We start from the raw sequence: 16,115 nt of genomic DNA, 5'->3' as shown, positions 1-16,115 counted from the left end.
GCCCTTTGCTAAAATTTGGCAAAGGGCGTTGATGAATAGAATAGAATCGTGTCTTAAAACTCACGGTGGTGAGTTTCTTCATATAAACGATCTTCGGGAAGATTCTTGAAGTATTCGTAAGTGATTTTTAAGCCTTCCGCTCTTGATACTTTTGGCTCCCAACCCAAAACTTGCTTAGCCAATGTAATATCTGGTTGACGCTGTTTTGGATCGTCTTGTGGAAGAGGTTTGTAGATTACTTTTTGAGTAGTTCCAGTAAGTTTGATAATTTCTTCAGCAAACTGCCCAATGGTGATTTCGGCGGGGTTTCCAACGTTGACAGGCATGGCATAATCGCTCATAAGGAGGCGATAAATACCTTCAACTAAGTCATCGACGTAACAGAAAGAGCGAGTTTGTGAACCATCACCAAATACCGTAAGGTCTTCTCCACGCAATGCTTGGCCAATAAAAGCTGGTAGCACTCGGCCGTCGTTCAGACGCATGCGAGGTCCGTAGGTGTTGAAAATACGTACGATACGTGTCTCGACACCGTGGTGGCGGTGGTAAGCCATCGTGATAGCTTCTTGGAAGCGCTTGGCTTCGTCGTAGCATCCGCGCAATCCTACTGGATTGACATGGCCCCAGTATTCTTCATTTTGGGGGTGTACGAGTGGGTCGCCATATACCTCAGAAGTAGAAGCTACCAAGATACGGGCTCCTTTGGCTTTGGCAAGTCCAAGACAGTTTTGAGTACCCAACGACCCCACTTTAAGGGTCTGAATAGGGATTTTTAAGTAGTCAATGGGGCTAGCAGGAGAGGCAAAGTTGAGGATATAATGCAGCTCACCGTCAATGACAATGTGTTTGGAAATGTCGTGGTGAATAAACTCAAATTTGGGGTTTGAACGCAAATGCTCTATGTTGCGCAAATCGCCTGTGATGAGGTTGTCCATTCCAATGACATAAAAACCCTCTGCAATAAACCTATCGCATAAGTGCGACCCTAAAAAGCCTGCTGCGCCTGTAATTAAGACTCTTTTCATGTATCAATTATCAATTTATCAATTATCAAAACTGGGTAGCTACCAAAGCTACGACAAACCTACACTATTGAAACTTACTGGGTTACGGTTTCGCGTCCGATTGAATAGTAAGTGAAACCTAATTCTTTCATTTGATCCAATTCGTACACATTACGGCCGTCAAAAATAACTTTATTTTTCATCAATAACGCCATTTTTTCAAATTCGGGAGTACGGAATTGGGGCCATTCAGTAAAAATCATCAATGCATCGGCGTCATCTAAGGCAGCGTAAGGAGTATGTGCATAAGTGATTTTGTTGCCAAACACATAATTTTTTACGTTTTCCATACCTTCGGGATCGTAGGCAATTACTTTGGCCCCTTCTTCAAGCAAAATCTTGATATTTTCCAAAGCTGGGGCTTCGCGAATATCATCGGTATAAGGTTTAAAAGAAAGTCCCCACACGGCGATGGTTTTTCCTTGGAGCTCCCCATCAAAATGCTTTCTAAGTAAAGGAAGCATTTTGGTTTTTTGGAGTTCATTCACTTCCATTACTGACTTCAAAACCTTGAAATCATAGTTATACTCTTCAGAGGTTTTGGCCAATGCTTGTACGTCTTTGGGGAAGCAGCTTCCGCCGTAGCCAATACCTGCAAACAAGAAACGTTTACCAATACGGCTATCAGTACCAATACCTTTACGCACATTGTCTACGTCGGCACCTGCAAGTTCGCATAGGTTAGCGATTTCGTTCATAAACGTAATTTTCATAGCCAAAAACGAGTTAGCGGCATATTTGGTCATTTCGGCTGAGCGTTCGTCCATGAAAATAACGGGATTGCCTTGGCGTACCAGTGGTGCGTACAGTTTTTCCATTACTTTCTTTGCTTTTTCTGAACGTGTCCCAATCACCACGCGGTCGGGTTTCATAAAGTCTTCAACGGCTACACCTTCTCGTAAAAATTCAGGATTTGAGACGACGTCGAAATCTACTTTGGCGTTTTTGGCGACAGCAGCGTAGACTTTCTCGGCGGTACCCACGGGTACGGTGCTCTTATCCACAATCACCGCATACTCTTCCATAATGTTTCCGAGGTCGTCGGCCACTTTCAAAATATATTTCAAATCAGCAGAACCGTCTTCACCTGGAGGCGTTGGCAAAGCTAAAAATATAACTTCTGCATCTTTAATACCTTCTGCAAGGTTGGTCGTGAATTTTAGGCGGCCTTCGGCTACGTTGCGGTGGAAAAGAACATCGAGGCCTGGCTCGTAAATGGGAATAACACTGTTGTTGAGTTTTTCAACTTTTTTTACATCGATGTCGATACAAGTTACTTGAATCCCTGTTTCAGAAAAACAAGTACCTGTTACAAGTCCTACATATCCAGTTCCTACTACTGCTATTTTCATGCCTTTATATGATGATTTGGTTAGTAATCTAATAATTTACTGAAAAAGTTTAAAATTGTATTTTTTTGAGTCTATACAAATCGTCCCAAAATTAGAAGAATTTTGTCAAACCCTCTAAACCAATCGCATATTTGTCATACTACTAATGATTTTACGGTGAATACGCCATTTTTTCTAAAAAGAATAGTATTATAAAATAGTTGTTGTGACAAATTTTTTCTATCTTTTGTAATACTTTAAGAAATACTTGAGCCACTAAATCTTTGGATAACAAAATTTTCCTCTTCATGGCTGTTGGGATTAGTTCCCAAACCTTGGCATAGTCGTTGTATTTTTATAAATTAGGAATATATAGTCAACAACGAAAACCAATCTATTTTACATCCATGATTACAGAAATTGTAGAAAATCAAGAATTGATTGCACAGGCTGTGCGAGATTTTGCCCTTAAAATGATTAAACCCTACGTGCGAGACTGGGACGAAAAGCAGCATTTTCCTGTGGATGTGTTTCATCAGTTAGGAGAATTAGGTGTGATGGGAGTGTTAGTGCCCGAGCAATACGGTGGTGCAGGGTTGGGGTATCGAGAATATGTGACGGCGATTGTCGAATTGAGTAAAGTAGATCCCTCGATTGGGCTTTCTATGGCAGCTCACAATTCGCTCTGTACCAATCATATATTGATGTTTGGGAATGAATCACAAAAACAAAAATATTTGCCTAAACTTGCCTCTGGTGAGTGGATTGGAGCGTGGGGCCTTACAGAGCCCAATACAGGCTCGGATGCGGGCAATATGCGTACGGTGGCTGTCAAAGAAGGGGAGTATTGGGTACTCAATGGCTCTAAAAATTTTATTACGCACGGTAAAAGTGGCAACGTGGCCGTGGTGATTGCGCGTACGGGAGCACCTGGTGATAAGCGCGGAGCTACGGCTTTTGTGGTAGAGCGTGGTACTACGGGATTTGTGGCAGGCAAAAAAGAAGATAAACTTGGAATGAGAGCTTCCGAAACGGCTGAGATGATTTTTCAGGATTGCCGTATTCATGAGAGTCAAGTATTGGGCGAAGTAGGGGAAGGGTTTGTACAGTCGTTGAAAATCCTTGATGGTGGACGGATTTCGATTGCCGCTCTAAGTTTGGGAACGGCGCTGGGCGCTTATGAAGCGGCACTGGCTTACTCTAAAGAAAGAGAACAATTCGGTAAGCCTATTTCTCAGTTTCAAAGTATTGCTTTTAAATTGGCTGATATGTATACCGAAATAGAGGCAGCAAAATTGCTTATTTACGACGCCGCTGACCGTAAAGATAGAGGCGAGAAGGTGACTTTACAGAGTGCCACTGCCAAATACTATGCTTCAGAAGTGTCGGTGAGGGTAGCCAATGAAGCCGTACAGATTTTTGGAGGATATGGTTTCACCAAAGACTTTCCGGTCGAGAAATTTTACCGTGACTGTAAACTTTGTACGATTGGCGAAGGAACGAGCGAAATTCAAAAGTTAGTGATTTCGCGAGAAATTTTGAAATAAAGCAACAAAAAAGGGCGGAGACTCTCTCCGCCCTGGCTTGATATGAATTAATCTGGTGTACCGTCGTCGGCGATATTGGGTTCGAGCGTATCAATCAAAGCATTTTCATCTTCACTGACTTTGGCTCGGATTTTGGCCTCAATTTCTTCTGTCAGTTCAGGGTTGTCTTTGAGTAGTTGCTTTACAGCATCACGGCCTTGTGAGAGGCGGTTGCCATCATAGCTAAACCAAGAACCTGATTTTTTAACAATCTCTAACTCAACGGCCAAATCGATAATTTCGCCTACTTTAGAGATTCCTTCGCCGTACATAATGTCAAATTCAACTACTTTAAATGGAGGAGCTAATTTGTTTTTTACCACTTTTACTTTGGTACGGTTTCCGGTGATATTGTCGGCACTTTCTTTGATTTGACCAATTCGACGAATATCCAAACGTACCGAAGCATAATACTTGAGTGCGTTACCACCTGTAGTAGTTTCTGGGCTGCCAAACATAACTCCGATTTTGTCGCGCAATTGGTTAATAAAAATGCAGCAACAGTTGGTACGGTTGATAACCCCTGTTAATTTACGAAGTGCTTGCGACATCAAGCGGGCTTGTAGACCCATTTTACTGTCACCCATTTCTCCATCGATTTCGGCTTTGGGCACAAGGGCTGCTACTGAGTCAATCACAATGATGTCAATGGCTCCCGACGAAATCAAATGTTCGGCGATTTCGAGTGCTTGCTCACCGTTGTCGGGTTGTGAAATAAGAAGGTTTTGGGTGTCGATTCCTAACTTTTGGGCATAGACACGATCAAAGGCGTGCTCCGCATCAATAAACGCAGCCAATCCTCCTGCTTTTTGTGCTTCGGCAATACAATGCATGGCGAGGGTCGTTTTCCCAGACGATTCAGGGCCATAAACTTCCACGACACGTCCGCGGGGTAAGCCACCGATTCCCAATGCTAGATCGAGACCTACGGAGCCTGTAGAGATGACTTCTACGTCCATTACTTTGGTGTCGCTCAGACGCATTACGGTACCTTTACCATAGGCTTTGTCTAGCTTTTCAAGAGTGGTTTGCAGGGCTTTGAATTTTTGTTCTTTGTTGTCGGCCATTTTGTTTAATTAATTGCTTACCTAAAAAATATTAGATTAGTGAAAGAGAGATGCTATTCGTTATTGGGAAGCATTATTTACATGGGCTGTTAATACTCATTAAGTCCTTTAACGACTAACTGAAGGGACTTCCTTCATAGGGGTAAAATTACGGTTTTTGTATGAGTTTACCAAGTGTTTTTTTGAACAAAATTTGGCGTTTAGAGGGTTTATTTTTTATAAAAATAAAAAGAAATAAAGGGGATATTTAGGAAGGAGTATCTATGCTAACATTCCCAAAATGCGCTTCGTAAAAGAAGGCATAGGCATGGTAGCTTAACACTTATTTTCTCAAAATCTTGGGGGGATAGGTATTACTTTTGCGGCAATTAGCGTACCTTTGCACTCGGAAACACAAGCAAGTTCTTTTCCTTGCTGCTTATTTGCACAAACTCTCAGGACTGAATGTTAAGTCGAAGACATCTTCGTATAAAGGTATTACAATCCCTTTATGCACTTCAAGCTGCCCGTGAGGCAGACTATCAATTGGCCGTAGATTTCATAGTGGAGTCGTTTAAGCCGGATCTCAATTCTATGACTCCCCAAGATCCAGTAAAGCTGGAAGGTATGCGTAAAATTACGACGATGCTTCTAGAAGAAAACTATCGTGGTGGGGATATTTCGAAAGATGAAGATGCGCCCGCCGAAGCAATCGTAACAGCCAAAAATGCCCTAAAATACTATCAAGACCTTTATCGAAAAGATAAGCAGCGGATTGCCCGACAACTTACTCCTGAGGTAGAAGCGATTTATAATTCGTACTTATTGTTGTTGCAGCTATTTATTGAGCTGGGTAGCTTATCTCAGGGCGAGCGTGAGCGCCAATACGACGATCCCGATAGTAATCCTTTGTCCAAATTGTCGGGTTTTGATACAAACCAAGTCGTAGTTGCCCTTACCCAAAGCACAGTTTTACAAGATGAATTTATTCGTCGCGGAATAAGCTGGGGAGAGCATGCTACTGGGATGGTACGTAAGCTTTTTAGGGAGGTTTTTCGGCAAGATGAAGTATACCGTGCCTATTGTGCACAGAAGAAACATACCGTCGAAGAAGACCAACAGCTGATGCAACACGCCCTAAAAGAGGTGATTCTGAAAAATGAAGAAGTTATCAATTTTTTTGAATTGAATGACTTATATTGGAGCGAAAATGGGGATTTGGCGCGTAAGATGACCAATAAAACCCTGAAATCAGCCACGGAGCCAGAGGGCGTTCAGCTTTCACCATTGACCGACGATTGGGAAGAAGACCGTTATTTTATGGAAGAGCTTTTTGAGCAAACCGTGACTCGAAACGATGAATACGAGCAGCTTGTTGCTGAGCCACTCAAAAATTGGGATTTGGAACGATTGGCACCGATGGATTATTTAATCCTGAAAATGAGCGTTTCGGAGATGGTCAACTTTCCTGGCATCCCCGTAAAAGTGACCATCAATGAGGCAATTGAAATCGCAAAAGAATATAGTACGCCAAAAAGTGGTAAATTTGTGAACGGAATTTTGGATACCCTTTCCAAAAAACTTGTCAAAGAAGGAAAAGTGCGTAAGAGTGGAAGGGGCCTTTTGGACAACAAATAGGTTGAAAAGCCAAGCATATTTTAAATGAGCCTTAGGCAATAAGTTTTAAGCCATAAGCATTTTTTGCGATGTTTTAGGCAATCACAGCCGAGGTTCGTTGAGTATACAAAATCATTTTTAATAAAAGGCTTATGGCTTACAGCCTAAAGCATATTGCTAAATAGTGACAAATAATCATTAGTAATCGCAGGATTACAAGAAAACATTCCAAAACATGAGCAATTCATCAAGAACATTAGTGGCTTTTTTGGCTGGAGTAGCTACAGGAGCTGCCATTGGGGTATTGTATGCCCCCGAAAAGGGAGAAATCACTCGTGACAAACTGTCGTATCGGCTTTCAAAATACCGTGAGCAATTGCAAGGGTTGATTTCTGATTTGCTAGAAGGAAAAGATTTGCCAGAAAGTTTGGCCAAAACAGAAGGCCAAAAAGTGGTAACCGACGCACGCGAAAAAGCAGAACGCTTGCTCGAAGATGTAGATCGTTTGATGGCTCAAATCAAAAAACAAACCGTATAAACTACCTGCCCTCGTGTAGCTCATACGCGAGGGCATCCTTATTTTTTATATAAAAAAAGGTATGTCTTAAGCTTTTTAATTTTTGCTCACTTAAATTATCCTTAAAAAATTAGATCAAAATGCGGATTCTTTTTTTTATCCTTGTAAGTGTTGGTTTGTTTTCGTGCGGTAGCAATCAAGACAAAACTGCTGCCAACAATATGGATGATAAACTCCCAAAATTTGAGTTTGCTGAAGACATAAAAAATTTTGATTTTGGGACTGTCAAAGAAGGGCAGGAAGTAGAACACCGATTCAAATTTAAGAATGTGGGTGATTTTCCGCTGATTATCAATAATGTAAGTGCTTCTTGTGGCTGTACCATTCCTCAATGGCCCCGCGAACCAATCGGCCCCGGAGAAGAAGAGTCTATTTTGGTACATTTTAATAGCAAAGGTAAAGAAGGACAGCAGTTAAAAACGGTGACCATTTTTGCCAATACCAATCCCGCTACTAGCGAAATTCAGTTTAAAGCCAATGTGGTCGCTACCAAAGACACAACCGCTACTCCCTAACATTGTATTTTTAATAACCTAATCCTGTTTATTTGATTGAGTAAAACTCAACCAACTGATTCAAAACAATCAACTTTTATGCAAACTATTCTTTTACAAGCCCAAGGAGGGCAATCATCTATGATATACCAACTTGTTCTTTGGGCAGGTATCATTGGCGTTTTTTATTTTTTTATGATTCGTCCCCAACAAAAAAAGCAAAAAGACCAAAAGAAATTTTTGGAAGAACTTAAAAAAGGAGACGAAATCGTCACTATAGGGGGCTTACACGGAACTGTAGTATCGGTATATGAAAATACAGTAACTGTGGAAGTTGATGGTAAAGGAACTAAACTCAAATTTGAAAAATCGTCGATTTCGCGTAAGGTATCTACTCCTGCCGCATAACATGGTAGGTTTAGACTAAATGGAGAGCATGACTCTCTCATAAGACACTAACCTGTTATTCACATTGGCACAGATTCCTCTCTCGTCACAACCTTCTCGTAGCCGCATTGCTATCTTGTGTATGATTGCGGCTACGGTAATTTGGCTCTTCAATGAGCTCAATAAAGATGGCTACACCCTGCAAGTACGCTATCCTATCCATATTACCTACAACGACTCATTGTACATTCCTACTACACCGCTTCCCAAAAGTGTAAGTGCGGTATTGGTAGGCAATGGATGGACACTACTGCGAAAATCTCTTTCGTTTACGGTACCGCCAGTTTCATACCCTCTTACCAATCCGCTTGCGACTTCGGTACTTAATACTAATGCACTAGTAGCCACGATGCATGAGCAGGTGAAGGATGTTCGTATCTCTAATATAGTGCTTGACTCAGGGGTATTGGATTTTGAGGAACGAATGATAAAAACCAGCGTGCTGAAAGTTGATAGCATTGGGCTCAATCTTGCACCTCGTTTTGTGGTCTCAAGTTTTATTAATCTTAATCCATCTACTGTTACTTTTGATGGCCCTACGTCGCTTATTGTGGATATCCCTGATACCATCGTTGTGAAAGTGCCCGCCCAAAAGATTCAGGGGAATTATGATGAAGAACTGCCTATCCGATATCCCCAATCGCCTTTATTGAAGGCAAGTGCAGAGCGGGTTTTTGTGAGCTTTGAAGTAGGCGAACTTCTAAGAAATATCAATCCCACCCCAGCCGTTAAAGCCGCACAGCCCGCCAAAGAAACATCTTCAAAAAACAAATCAAAAAAGAAGAAATAGAGAGGAAATACTTTTTGAAAAAGTAAGTTCCTTTTTTGTTCTTCAAAACCGTAAAATTTTGCACTACCCCCCAAAATGGCACTTCAAATCGGAATTACGGGAGGAATTGGTTCTGGCAAAAGCTTAGTATGTCGAGTTTTTGGGGCGTTAGGAGTGCCGGTGTACTCGGCTGATGAGCGTGCTAAATGGCTTCTTAATCATGACCCTAAACTCCGAAAAACCGTAGAGGCATTGTTAGGAAACGAAGCATACACTGCTGAAGGTAGCTACAACCGTCAATGGGTAGCAGGGCGAGTGTTTCAAAATCCCGTGCTTTTGCGTGAACTCAATGCTGTGGTACATCCACGTGTGGGTGAAGATACCTTACAATGGATGGAGACCTACCAAAATGCGCCCTATGTTGTGAAGGAAGCAGCTATTATGAGCAAAGCGGGTAGCAACAATTCTTTGGATAAAGTGGTCGTAGTGCAAGCACCTGTGGACTTGCGGGTGAAAAGAGTACAACAGCGCGACCCTCACCGCTCCGAAACCGAAATTAGAGATATTATCAATCGGCAAGTGTCGGAAGAAGAACGCTTAAAAATCGCTGATTTTGTGATTCATAATGATGAGCAACAACTCCTTTTGCCCAAAATATGGCAGTTGCACGAGCTATTTTCGCAACAGAAATAACGGTGCCCAAACTACGCTGAGCACTTCTTCGTTTTTTCTTATTCTTCCAAAATTCTAACTTCCTAGAAACGCAAATGCTTTTTATTTGGTTAAAAAAGTAGCGAAAGCTACATAGCCAAATTGAAAAAACAACGAAATTATACATGAAAGCTATTGGATTTAAGAGATCGCTTCCTATTGTTGAGCAAGAAAGTTTTATCGCTTTTGAAACCGAAAAACCCACACCTCATGCGCACGATTTATTGGTGAAAGTACAAGCTGTGAGTGTAAACCCTGTTGATTACAAAATCCGTCAAAACAGCGCCAAAGAGGTAGTTTTGGATACTCCCAAAATCATAGGCTGGGATGCGGTGGGAATCGTAGAAGAAGTAGGCGAAGCGGTAACGTTATTCAAAAAGGGCGATGAAGTTTATTATGCCGGAGATATTACGAAGCCAGGGAGCAATGCTGATTATCAGTTAATTGACGAACGTATAGTAGGGCGAAAACCCAAAAACTTGAGCGTGGCTGAGGCGGCAGTGATTCCTCTAACGGGACTGACGGCCTGGGAAATCCTCTTTGACCGAATGCGGATTAGTACCGAAAAAGACAAAGGTAAAACGCTTTTGATTATCGGAGGTGCTGGTGGTATGGGCTCAATCGCCATTCAATTAGCAAAAACGGTAGCCGGGCTTACTGTCATTGCTACGGCCTCGCGCCCCGAAACCGTAGAGTGGTGCAAAAAAATGGGTGCAGATGTAGTAGTTAACCACCAAGATTTGGTGAATGGAGTGCACAATGCAGGCTTTCATTATGTTGATTTTATCGCTGATTTTGTAAATACGGGTGCTTATTGGGATGCTATGGTGGAGCTTATCAAACCTCAGGGGCATATTGGATCTATCACGGCAAGTAGTGAACCGGTAGCTCTCAACAAGCTGAAAACCAAGAGTGCTAGTTTTTCTTGGGAATATATGTATACGCGAAGCATGTTTCAGACCGAAGATATGATACAACAGCACCATATCCTAAACCAAATCGCCGACCTTGTAGAAGCCGAGGCACTTCAATCTACCTTATATCTGACGCTAGAGGGATTGACGGTAGAGAATTTTAAACAAGCACATCAACTTCTTGAGTCGGGTAAAACCATTGGAAAAGTGGCAATTACTTTTTGAGCAAAAAAAAGAGTGACTTTTATTAAATTGGCCTGCCAAACAACCTTTTTGTTTGGCAGGCTATTTTTTATTTATCTGATAATTTCTGTTCGGCTTTAATAAACTGTTCCAACAAAGGAACAATTTCGGGAGAGTCGGGGCGGGGAGCGGCCGTTGACTGTAATTTTCCTTCTCGGTCGAGTAAGGCATACCGAGGAAAGCCTTCTCCTATCCCAAAAACCTCCTGAAAGTAAGCTTCATTTTCTTTCTCAGCTTTCAAATGTAGACCTGTCAGTTGCCTTTGTTGTAGGGTTTTAAGCCATTTTTCTTTAGAATCATGGAAGTTGATGAACAGAAAAACTACTGGTTGATTTTTAAACTTTTGTTGCAACTTCTCCGAACTCGGTATCAAAGCTATACAGGGTTGACACCAACTCCCCCAAAAATCAATATATACTACTTTGCCCTTCAAATCTTTACTGGCCACTAAATTGCCTTGTGAATCGCGTAGTTGAAAGCTTGGGCTAGAAAGCATCGTTTTTGTTTTTTTTCTCCATTCTTTTTCCAAAAAAACAACATAGGAAGAACTCGGGAAATCGTTATACAGGGTATGGATAGCTTTTTGAGAAAGCTCATTCAAATCTGTATATTGAATCAAAAAGCGGATAGCCTCAGCCTTCTGTCGCTGAAGTGTGAGAGGTCTGCCTTTTAAGAGCGAATCCATCAGCGCAAATTCGGTTTGATATAGCTCATTCATATCTGCAGAATGTCCTACTTTACTTTTGGCTTTAAACTCGATAAATGCCTGCAAACTTTGATGATAGATATCGCTCGGTGTTGCATCGTCTAACAATTGAAACCCCTGCCAAAAATCATAATAATTCTCAGGAATATCTTCTATCCGTAGGGTCTTGGTCATGTAAATAAAGCGTTGGGGATATTGGTTTTTTTGTAAAAAAGTAAAACCGTTGATTTCGCCAGTCACAAATGACTGGAAGATTGGTGATACATTTTGATGGGCAATTGTGTTGCGATATTGGTCCCAACGTTCTTTTTCTAGCTGAGACAAGTAAGTGATTTGTGAATCAGGCTCAAAGTGAGTCGAGGTGGCTACTGGATTGACAGTGTAAGGCTGCATCAATCGAGTGTCAAACAAAAATTTATTTTCAAGGGCATTGGTTCCATTAAACTCAAATCGGCCCTCCGCTTCTTTGAAGTGAAGGGATGCTTCGGGAGTGAACCAAATTTTAAAAAACTGATTCCCAATAAATAATAATAGGGGCTGTGGAGAAGTAATGGAAAAAGAAACGGAAAACGTTCCATGAATGTCCGATTTGCCTTGGGCTAGTACTTCTCCTCGATAAGCATTTAGCATGTTTTGTTGATAAACGAGGCGGTACTCGGCGGAGGGAAAAGAAGCCAGTTGGGCTGAAAACGTGCTTTTTCCCCAAATCATAACAGAGGAAAGTAGAAGTAAAAATTGGGTAATCGCGAGGATTTTAATCATAAGTGAAGCAGATTAGAGATGGCATTTGTAAAAGATACTTCACTTGGGTGTGTAAGTTACAGTAAGGCGGTAATTTATTAAAATTGTGTTTTGGAATTAGTTTAAAAAGTTTAAGCTTGTATTTCAAACGCTACCGTTTTGACGCGTTGGCTCAGAGTGCCGTCGGGCCAAGTTTCTTCCAAAATCATGGATTGTGCAGCAGGGAGCGTAAATACCTGCTGCATATTGCGAATGGATGCCGAAGGAACTCCTTGTTTTTCAAGATTTTGCAACAAAATAGAGGATTCCTGTACAGAAATTTTCTCAGACAATAGGGCGTTTAGTACTACTGCCCGATTTTTCACTCTAGCAGCATTGGTGTCAAATCGTAGGTCTTCCAATAAGGCTTCTAGCTTTAGTTGATAGCACAAATGAGCAAACTGTTTTTCGGTGCCTACGGCCAATACAATCTGCTGCCCATCGCTACAAGTATATAGGTCGCCGTAGGGAGCGATATTGGGATGTTGAGTTCCCATGCGTTGAGGGATATATCCACCCATGAGCCAGTTGGTAGCTTGATTGACCAAAGAAGCTACTGCGGCTTCAAACAAAGAGGTTTGTACGAAGGCTCCTTTTCCGGTTTGGGTGCGGCGAAGTAGGGCGAGTAAAATCCCTTCTTTGAGTTGGTGAGCTGCTAAGACATCAATCAAAGCAACGGGCATCTTGATAGGAGGCCCGTCAGCTTCGCCATTCATGTACATAAAACCCGCTTCGGCTTGGAGTACTACGTCGAAAGCGGGGCGTTCGCTTTCGGAATCGAAGGCGTTGAGTTGGGCAAAGATAAGAGACGAATTTAACGCCGAAAGAGTGGCATAGTCTACGCCTAATTTTTGGGCAACTTGTAGGCGATAATTACTAATGACGATGTCGGCGGTTTCAATAATATCATAAAGCTGCTGCCGGTCAGTGGGGTTTTCTAAATCTAATAAGAAGCTAGTTTTGTTCCAATTGACGATAAATTACAGGCGACGCAAGCCCCGGTCCTTTAGGCCGAGCGCACGAATCCGATTTTATTTTTGCAATACTTTTTTTGTTTATTGCAAAATGCGTATCTTTGGGTATGTTAAAGGCGTTTAAATACGAGTTGGCTCCGACCCCTGAACAGACTAACCACCTGAATCAAATCATGGGGTCATGTCGATTCGTGTACAATCTTGCCTTAGAAACCAAGATACACGTTTATACCAAAGGCGTGTCGGTTAACTGCTTTGATTTGATGAAACAGTTAACCGAGTTGAAAACCGAATTTGAGTGGCTCTATGAATCACCTACTCATGCCCTTCAACACGCCATTTCCAATCTGGATAATGCGTTCTCCAACTTCTTTAAGGGTCGGGCTAAATTCCCTCGCTTTAAATCAAAGCGACACAAACAATCTTTTCACGTTCCACAAGGCGTAAAGGTTGATTGGGAAGCCGGGGCATTGTTTCTGCCCAAGTTGAAATGGGTAAAGTTGATTGTTTCCAGAGGATTCAATGGTACTATCCGCAATGCTACCGTTAGCAAAACACCACCAGGCAAATACTTTGTCTCTATTCTGGTTGAGACTGGACAAGCTGCTGCCGTAAAGAATCCAATGGTTGGCCATACTGCCGTTGGAATTGATGTGGGTCTTAAACACTTTGCTACGCTGTCAGATGGAAGCAAGATTGATAACCCTAAGTTTCTGTTTCATTCTCTAAAACGATTGCGGGTTGAGCAACGAACGCTTAAACGTCGGTTCCGCAAAGGGGCAAAAGAGCAAAGTAAAGGCTATCAAAAGCAAAACTTAGTAGTTGCTAAACTCCATGAGAAAGTAAGCAACCAACGCAAAGACTTTCTCCACAAAACATCAACTGCGATAGTCAAGCAGTTCGATACAGTCGTGATGGAAGATTTGAATATTGTCGGAATGGTTAAAAACAAGAACCTATCCCGTTCGATTGCCGACGTGGGATGGAGTATGTTTGAAAACCAAGTCCGGTATAAATGCGAGTGGTATGGTAAGAACTTTGAACAGATAGGTCGCTTTGAGCCAAGTTCTAAAATCTGTTCAAGCTGTGGTCAACACAAAGGCGAACTCGTTCTTTCGGAACGGGAGTGGACTTGTGCAAAGTGTGAAACCAAACATGATAGAGACCTGAATGCGGCAATCAATATCCGCAACTTTGGACTCTCTAAGATATTCCGGGTGGGGACTCATCCGTTGCGAGCTAAGACGGGGCAGTAGCTCGAATCTTTCGCAAGAATCCCCCGTCATTCATGCGGGGGAGTAGTCAAACTTGCATAGTAAGCCGAGAAAGAAAAGACTGGATTTTCGGAGGGGAGTTTCCAAGTGCGAGTCATATCACCTCCCGTTTTTTTGTTTTCGATTTTGATAACTTCTGCCCCAAGTTCGGCAAAAAACATGCCCACTGCCGGCCCTGCCAACACGCTAGCAAGCTCGACCACTCTAAGGTTGTCTTTAAAAAAATCTTTCATGGGTATCAACTGCTTATTTGCTCCAAATTTGTCATATATTCTTTGATTTCCCCTAATGATTCGGTTATTTTACTTCATCAATAAAATCAGACAATATTATGAATGACGGATATAGTCCCGAAGAAATAGAACTTCTCAAAGAAGAATGCCGCGAAGCCGGTACCAATTTTGTTCATTGTGATGATGAAGAAGATAGTATGGCCGACCAAGGCGAGCTGGCACATGTGCAGTTTGTTGGAAATTATAAAGGCCAAGAGGTTATTTACGATGCAATTATTTATACCCTACGCTTACATCATAGTAGTTTGGTATATGAAAAAGCCGTAGAACAAGCCCAAAAGGTATATCCTAAATACTTGCCTCTTGATGAGCGTGGTCCCGGTTTTAACATGAGCCCTGAAGAGGAAGAAGAAGCCGAAGAGCTAATCACCGAATTGATCGAAACCTTCGAAGAAGAAGAAGCGGTAAAAGTGAAAGAACACTTGGAGATTGAAACCGATTTTGAATATGGCGTAGGACTAGATGCTAGTTTGAATGTAGAAGCCATTACGGACGACGTAGTTTCAAAATTTATCGAGGATTTTAACAGTGGCCGTCTGAAATTGGACACGACTCTTTATTCGTTTACGAGCGACGAAGACGACGAATAAACCCATCGAGCAAGCCAATACAAAAGGGGGAAGTCCGTAAGGGTTTCCCCTTTTCTATGAATAGCGTTAGGAATTAGCCTTTTTTGCAAAAGCCAAATAGGCCCCTAAGCCAATCATCATGATGCCAGTAATTTTGTTTTGAAGACGCGCAAAATGGGGGAGTTTGTTGAAATAATTACCAGCTTTTCCAAACACAACCGCCACTAAACCGTTTACCAACGTCCCTGATAAGTTAAACCAAACTCCCAAAAATAAGATTTGCCATTTGAAGTTTTCGGCCTCTACGTGCGCAAATTGTGGCAAAAAAGCCAAGAAAAACAACGCTACTTTGGGATTAAGGGTATTGGTATAAACACCCTGCCAAAAGATTTTTTTGAGCGGAATTACTTCTACTTTAGTGCTTGTTGACAAGTGACTTTTATCTAACAAAGCAGTGATACCTAAATAACACAAATAGCCCACTCCCAGAAACTTAACGATATTGAAAGCCACCGCCGACTTTGCGATGAGTACCGATAGTCCCAAAACAGCAGCTAAGGTATGAATTAAACACCCCCCTGCAATCCCCAATGCCGATACGATTCCTGCTTTAGTGCCTTGGGTCGTACTACGCGTAGCGACGTATATCATGTCGGCACCGGGGGTGAGGTTGAGCATTAGGGTAGCAAAAGCAAAAAGCAAAAAATCGCTAGCATTCAT

At 42.0% G+C, this 16,115-nt stretch carries 17 protein-coding genes; 10 read left to right on the top strand and 7 right to left on the bottom strand.

The genetic code is table 11. From position 1 onward, the window contains the following. Positions 1-53: 53 nt before the first annotated feature. Entirely contained in the window at positions 54-1,025 is a 972-nt protein-coding gene (locus tag P1X15_RS23815) for a UDP-glucuronic acid decarboxylase family protein (RefSeq protein WP_277340642.1), read from the bottom strand. A 74-nt stretch (positions 1,026-1,099) separates the two neighbouring features. After that, positions 1,100-2,416: a UDP-glucose/GDP-mannose dehydrogenase family protein gene (locus tag P1X15_RS23810; protein ID WP_277340641.1), complete on the bottom strand. Its 1,317-nt coding sequence runs from the start codon at positions 2,414-2,416 to the stop codon at positions 1,100-1,102. 386 nt (positions 2,417-2,802) lie between these two features. On the opposite strand from P1X15_RS23810, the gene P1X15_RS23805 reads away from it, so the two are divergent. After that, the gene (locus tag P1X15_RS23805; RefSeq protein WP_277340640.1) at positions 2,803-3,942 is read left to right on the top strand and encodes an acyl-CoA dehydrogenase family protein; all 1,140 of its coding nucleotides are present in this window, start codon (positions 2,803-2,805) and stop codon (positions 3,940-3,942) included. A 47-nt stretch (positions 3,943-3,989) separates the two neighbouring features. On the opposite strand, the gene recA is transcribed toward P1X15_RS23805, so the two are convergent. Beyond that, complete coding sequence (recA, locus tag P1X15_RS23800) at positions 3,990-5,048, bottom strand: recombinase RecA (protein WP_277340639.1); 1,059 nt, start codon at positions 5,046-5,048, stop codon at positions 3,990-3,992. Between the two features lie 444 nt (positions 5,049-5,492). Here recA and nusB point away from each other — a divergent pair, with 444 nt between their 5' ends. The 7 genes from nusB to P1X15_RS23765 all read left to right on the top strand — a co-directional run bounded on the left by nusB (position 5,493) and on the right by P1X15_RS23765 (position 10,781). Continuing rightward, on the top strand, positions 5,493-6,665 hold the full coding sequence (gene nusB / locus P1X15_RS23795) for a transcription antitermination factor NusB (RefSeq protein ID WP_277340638.1): 1,173 nt from the start codon (positions 5,493-5,495) through the stop codon (positions 6,663-6,665). Positions 6,666-6,879: 214 nt separating this feature from the next. Beyond that, positions 6,880-7,182: a YtxH domain-containing protein gene (locus P1X15_RS23790; RefSeq protein ID WP_028667729.1), complete on the top strand. Its 303-nt coding sequence runs from the start codon at positions 6,880-6,882 to the stop codon at positions 7,180-7,182. A 119-nt stretch (positions 7,183-7,301) separates the two neighbouring features. After that, complete coding sequence (locus P1X15_RS23785; RefSeq protein WP_277340637.1) at positions 7,302-7,736, top strand: DUF1573 domain-containing protein; 435 nt, start codon at positions 7,302-7,304, stop codon at positions 7,734-7,736. Between the two features lie 78 nt (positions 7,737-7,814). Next, the gene (gene yajC, locus P1X15_RS23780; RefSeq protein ID WP_277340636.1) at positions 7,815-8,123 is read left to right on the top strand and encodes a preprotein translocase subunit YajC; all 309 of its coding nucleotides are present in this window, start codon (positions 7,815-7,817) and stop codon (positions 8,121-8,123) included. A gap of 64 nt (positions 8,124-8,187) precedes the next feature. Continuing rightward, positions 8,188-8,952 (top strand): hypothetical protein, encoded by a 765-nt coding sequence (locus P1X15_RS23775; RefSeq protein WP_277340635.1) that lies wholly within the window; start codon positions 8,188-8,190, stop codon positions 8,950-8,952. A gap of 75 nt (positions 8,953-9,027) precedes the next feature. Next, a complete protein-coding gene (gene coaE, locus P1X15_RS23770; protein WP_277340634.1) occupies positions 9,028-9,624 on the top strand; it encodes a dephospho-CoA kinase in 597 nt (198 codons plus the stop codon). Between the two features lie 143 nt (positions 9,625-9,767). Beyond that, positions 9,768-10,781, top strand: a complete 1,014-nt coding sequence (locus P1X15_RS23765) for a zinc-binding alcohol dehydrogenase family protein (protein WP_277340633.1) — start codon at positions 9,768-9,770, stop codon at positions 10,779-10,781. A 67-nt stretch (positions 10,782-10,848) separates the two neighbouring features. On the opposite strand, the gene P1X15_RS23760 is transcribed toward P1X15_RS23765, so the two are convergent. Together P1X15_RS23760 and P1X15_RS23755 are read right to left on the bottom strand one after the other, a co-directional pair. Continuing rightward, positions 10,849-12,267 carry a thioredoxin family protein gene (locus P1X15_RS23760; RefSeq protein WP_277340632.1) on the bottom strand — a complete coding sequence of 473 codons (1,419 nt, stop codon included), beginning with the start codon at positions 12,265-12,267 and terminating at the stop codon, positions 10,849-10,851. A gap of 110 nt (positions 12,268-12,377) precedes the next feature. After that, positions 12,378-13,262, bottom strand: coding sequence for a CaiB/BaiF CoA-transferase family protein (locus P1X15_RS23755; RefSeq protein WP_277340706.1), 885 nt, complete (start codon positions 13,260-13,262; stop codon positions 12,378-12,380). Positions 13,263-13,366: 104 nt separating this feature from the next. On the opposite strand from P1X15_RS23755, the gene P1X15_RS23750 reads away from it, so the two are divergent. Next, positions 13,367-14,515 (top strand): RNA-guided endonuclease TnpB family protein, encoded by a 1,149-nt coding sequence (locus tag P1X15_RS23750; RefSeq protein ID WP_277340631.1) that lies wholly within the window; start codon positions 13,367-13,369, stop codon positions 14,513-14,515. A gap of 26 nt (positions 14,516-14,541) precedes the next feature. Here the strand turns inward: P1X15_RS23750 and P1X15_RS23745 are convergent, their stop codons facing one another. Further along, positions 14,542-14,766, bottom strand: a complete 225-nt coding sequence (locus P1X15_RS23745; RefSeq protein WP_409049703.1) for a CoA transferase — start codon at positions 14,764-14,766, stop codon at positions 14,542-14,544. A gap of 98 nt (positions 14,767-14,864) precedes the next feature. Here P1X15_RS23745 and P1X15_RS23740 point away from each other — a divergent pair, with 98 nt between their 5' ends. Continuing rightward, a complete protein-coding gene (locus P1X15_RS23740) occupies positions 14,865-15,416 on the top strand; it encodes a hypothetical protein (RefSeq protein WP_028667736.1) in 552 nt (183 codons plus the stop codon). A 66-nt stretch (positions 15,417-15,482) separates the two neighbouring features. Here the strand turns inward: P1X15_RS23740 and P1X15_RS23735 are convergent, their stop codons facing one another. Then, positions 15,483-16,115 carry a LysE family translocator gene (locus tag P1X15_RS23735; RefSeq protein ID WP_277340630.1) on the bottom strand — a complete coding sequence of 211 codons (633 nt, stop codon included), beginning with the start codon at positions 16,113-16,115 and terminating at the stop codon, positions 15,483-15,485.

The organism is Runella sp. MFBS21, from assembly GCF_029433105.1.
Classification (GTDB): Bacteria; Bacteroidota; Bacteroidia; order Cytophagales; family Spirosomataceae; genus Runella.
Note: the sequence above shows the minus strand (reverse complement) of the source record. Positions and strands in the feature narration are given on the sequence as shown.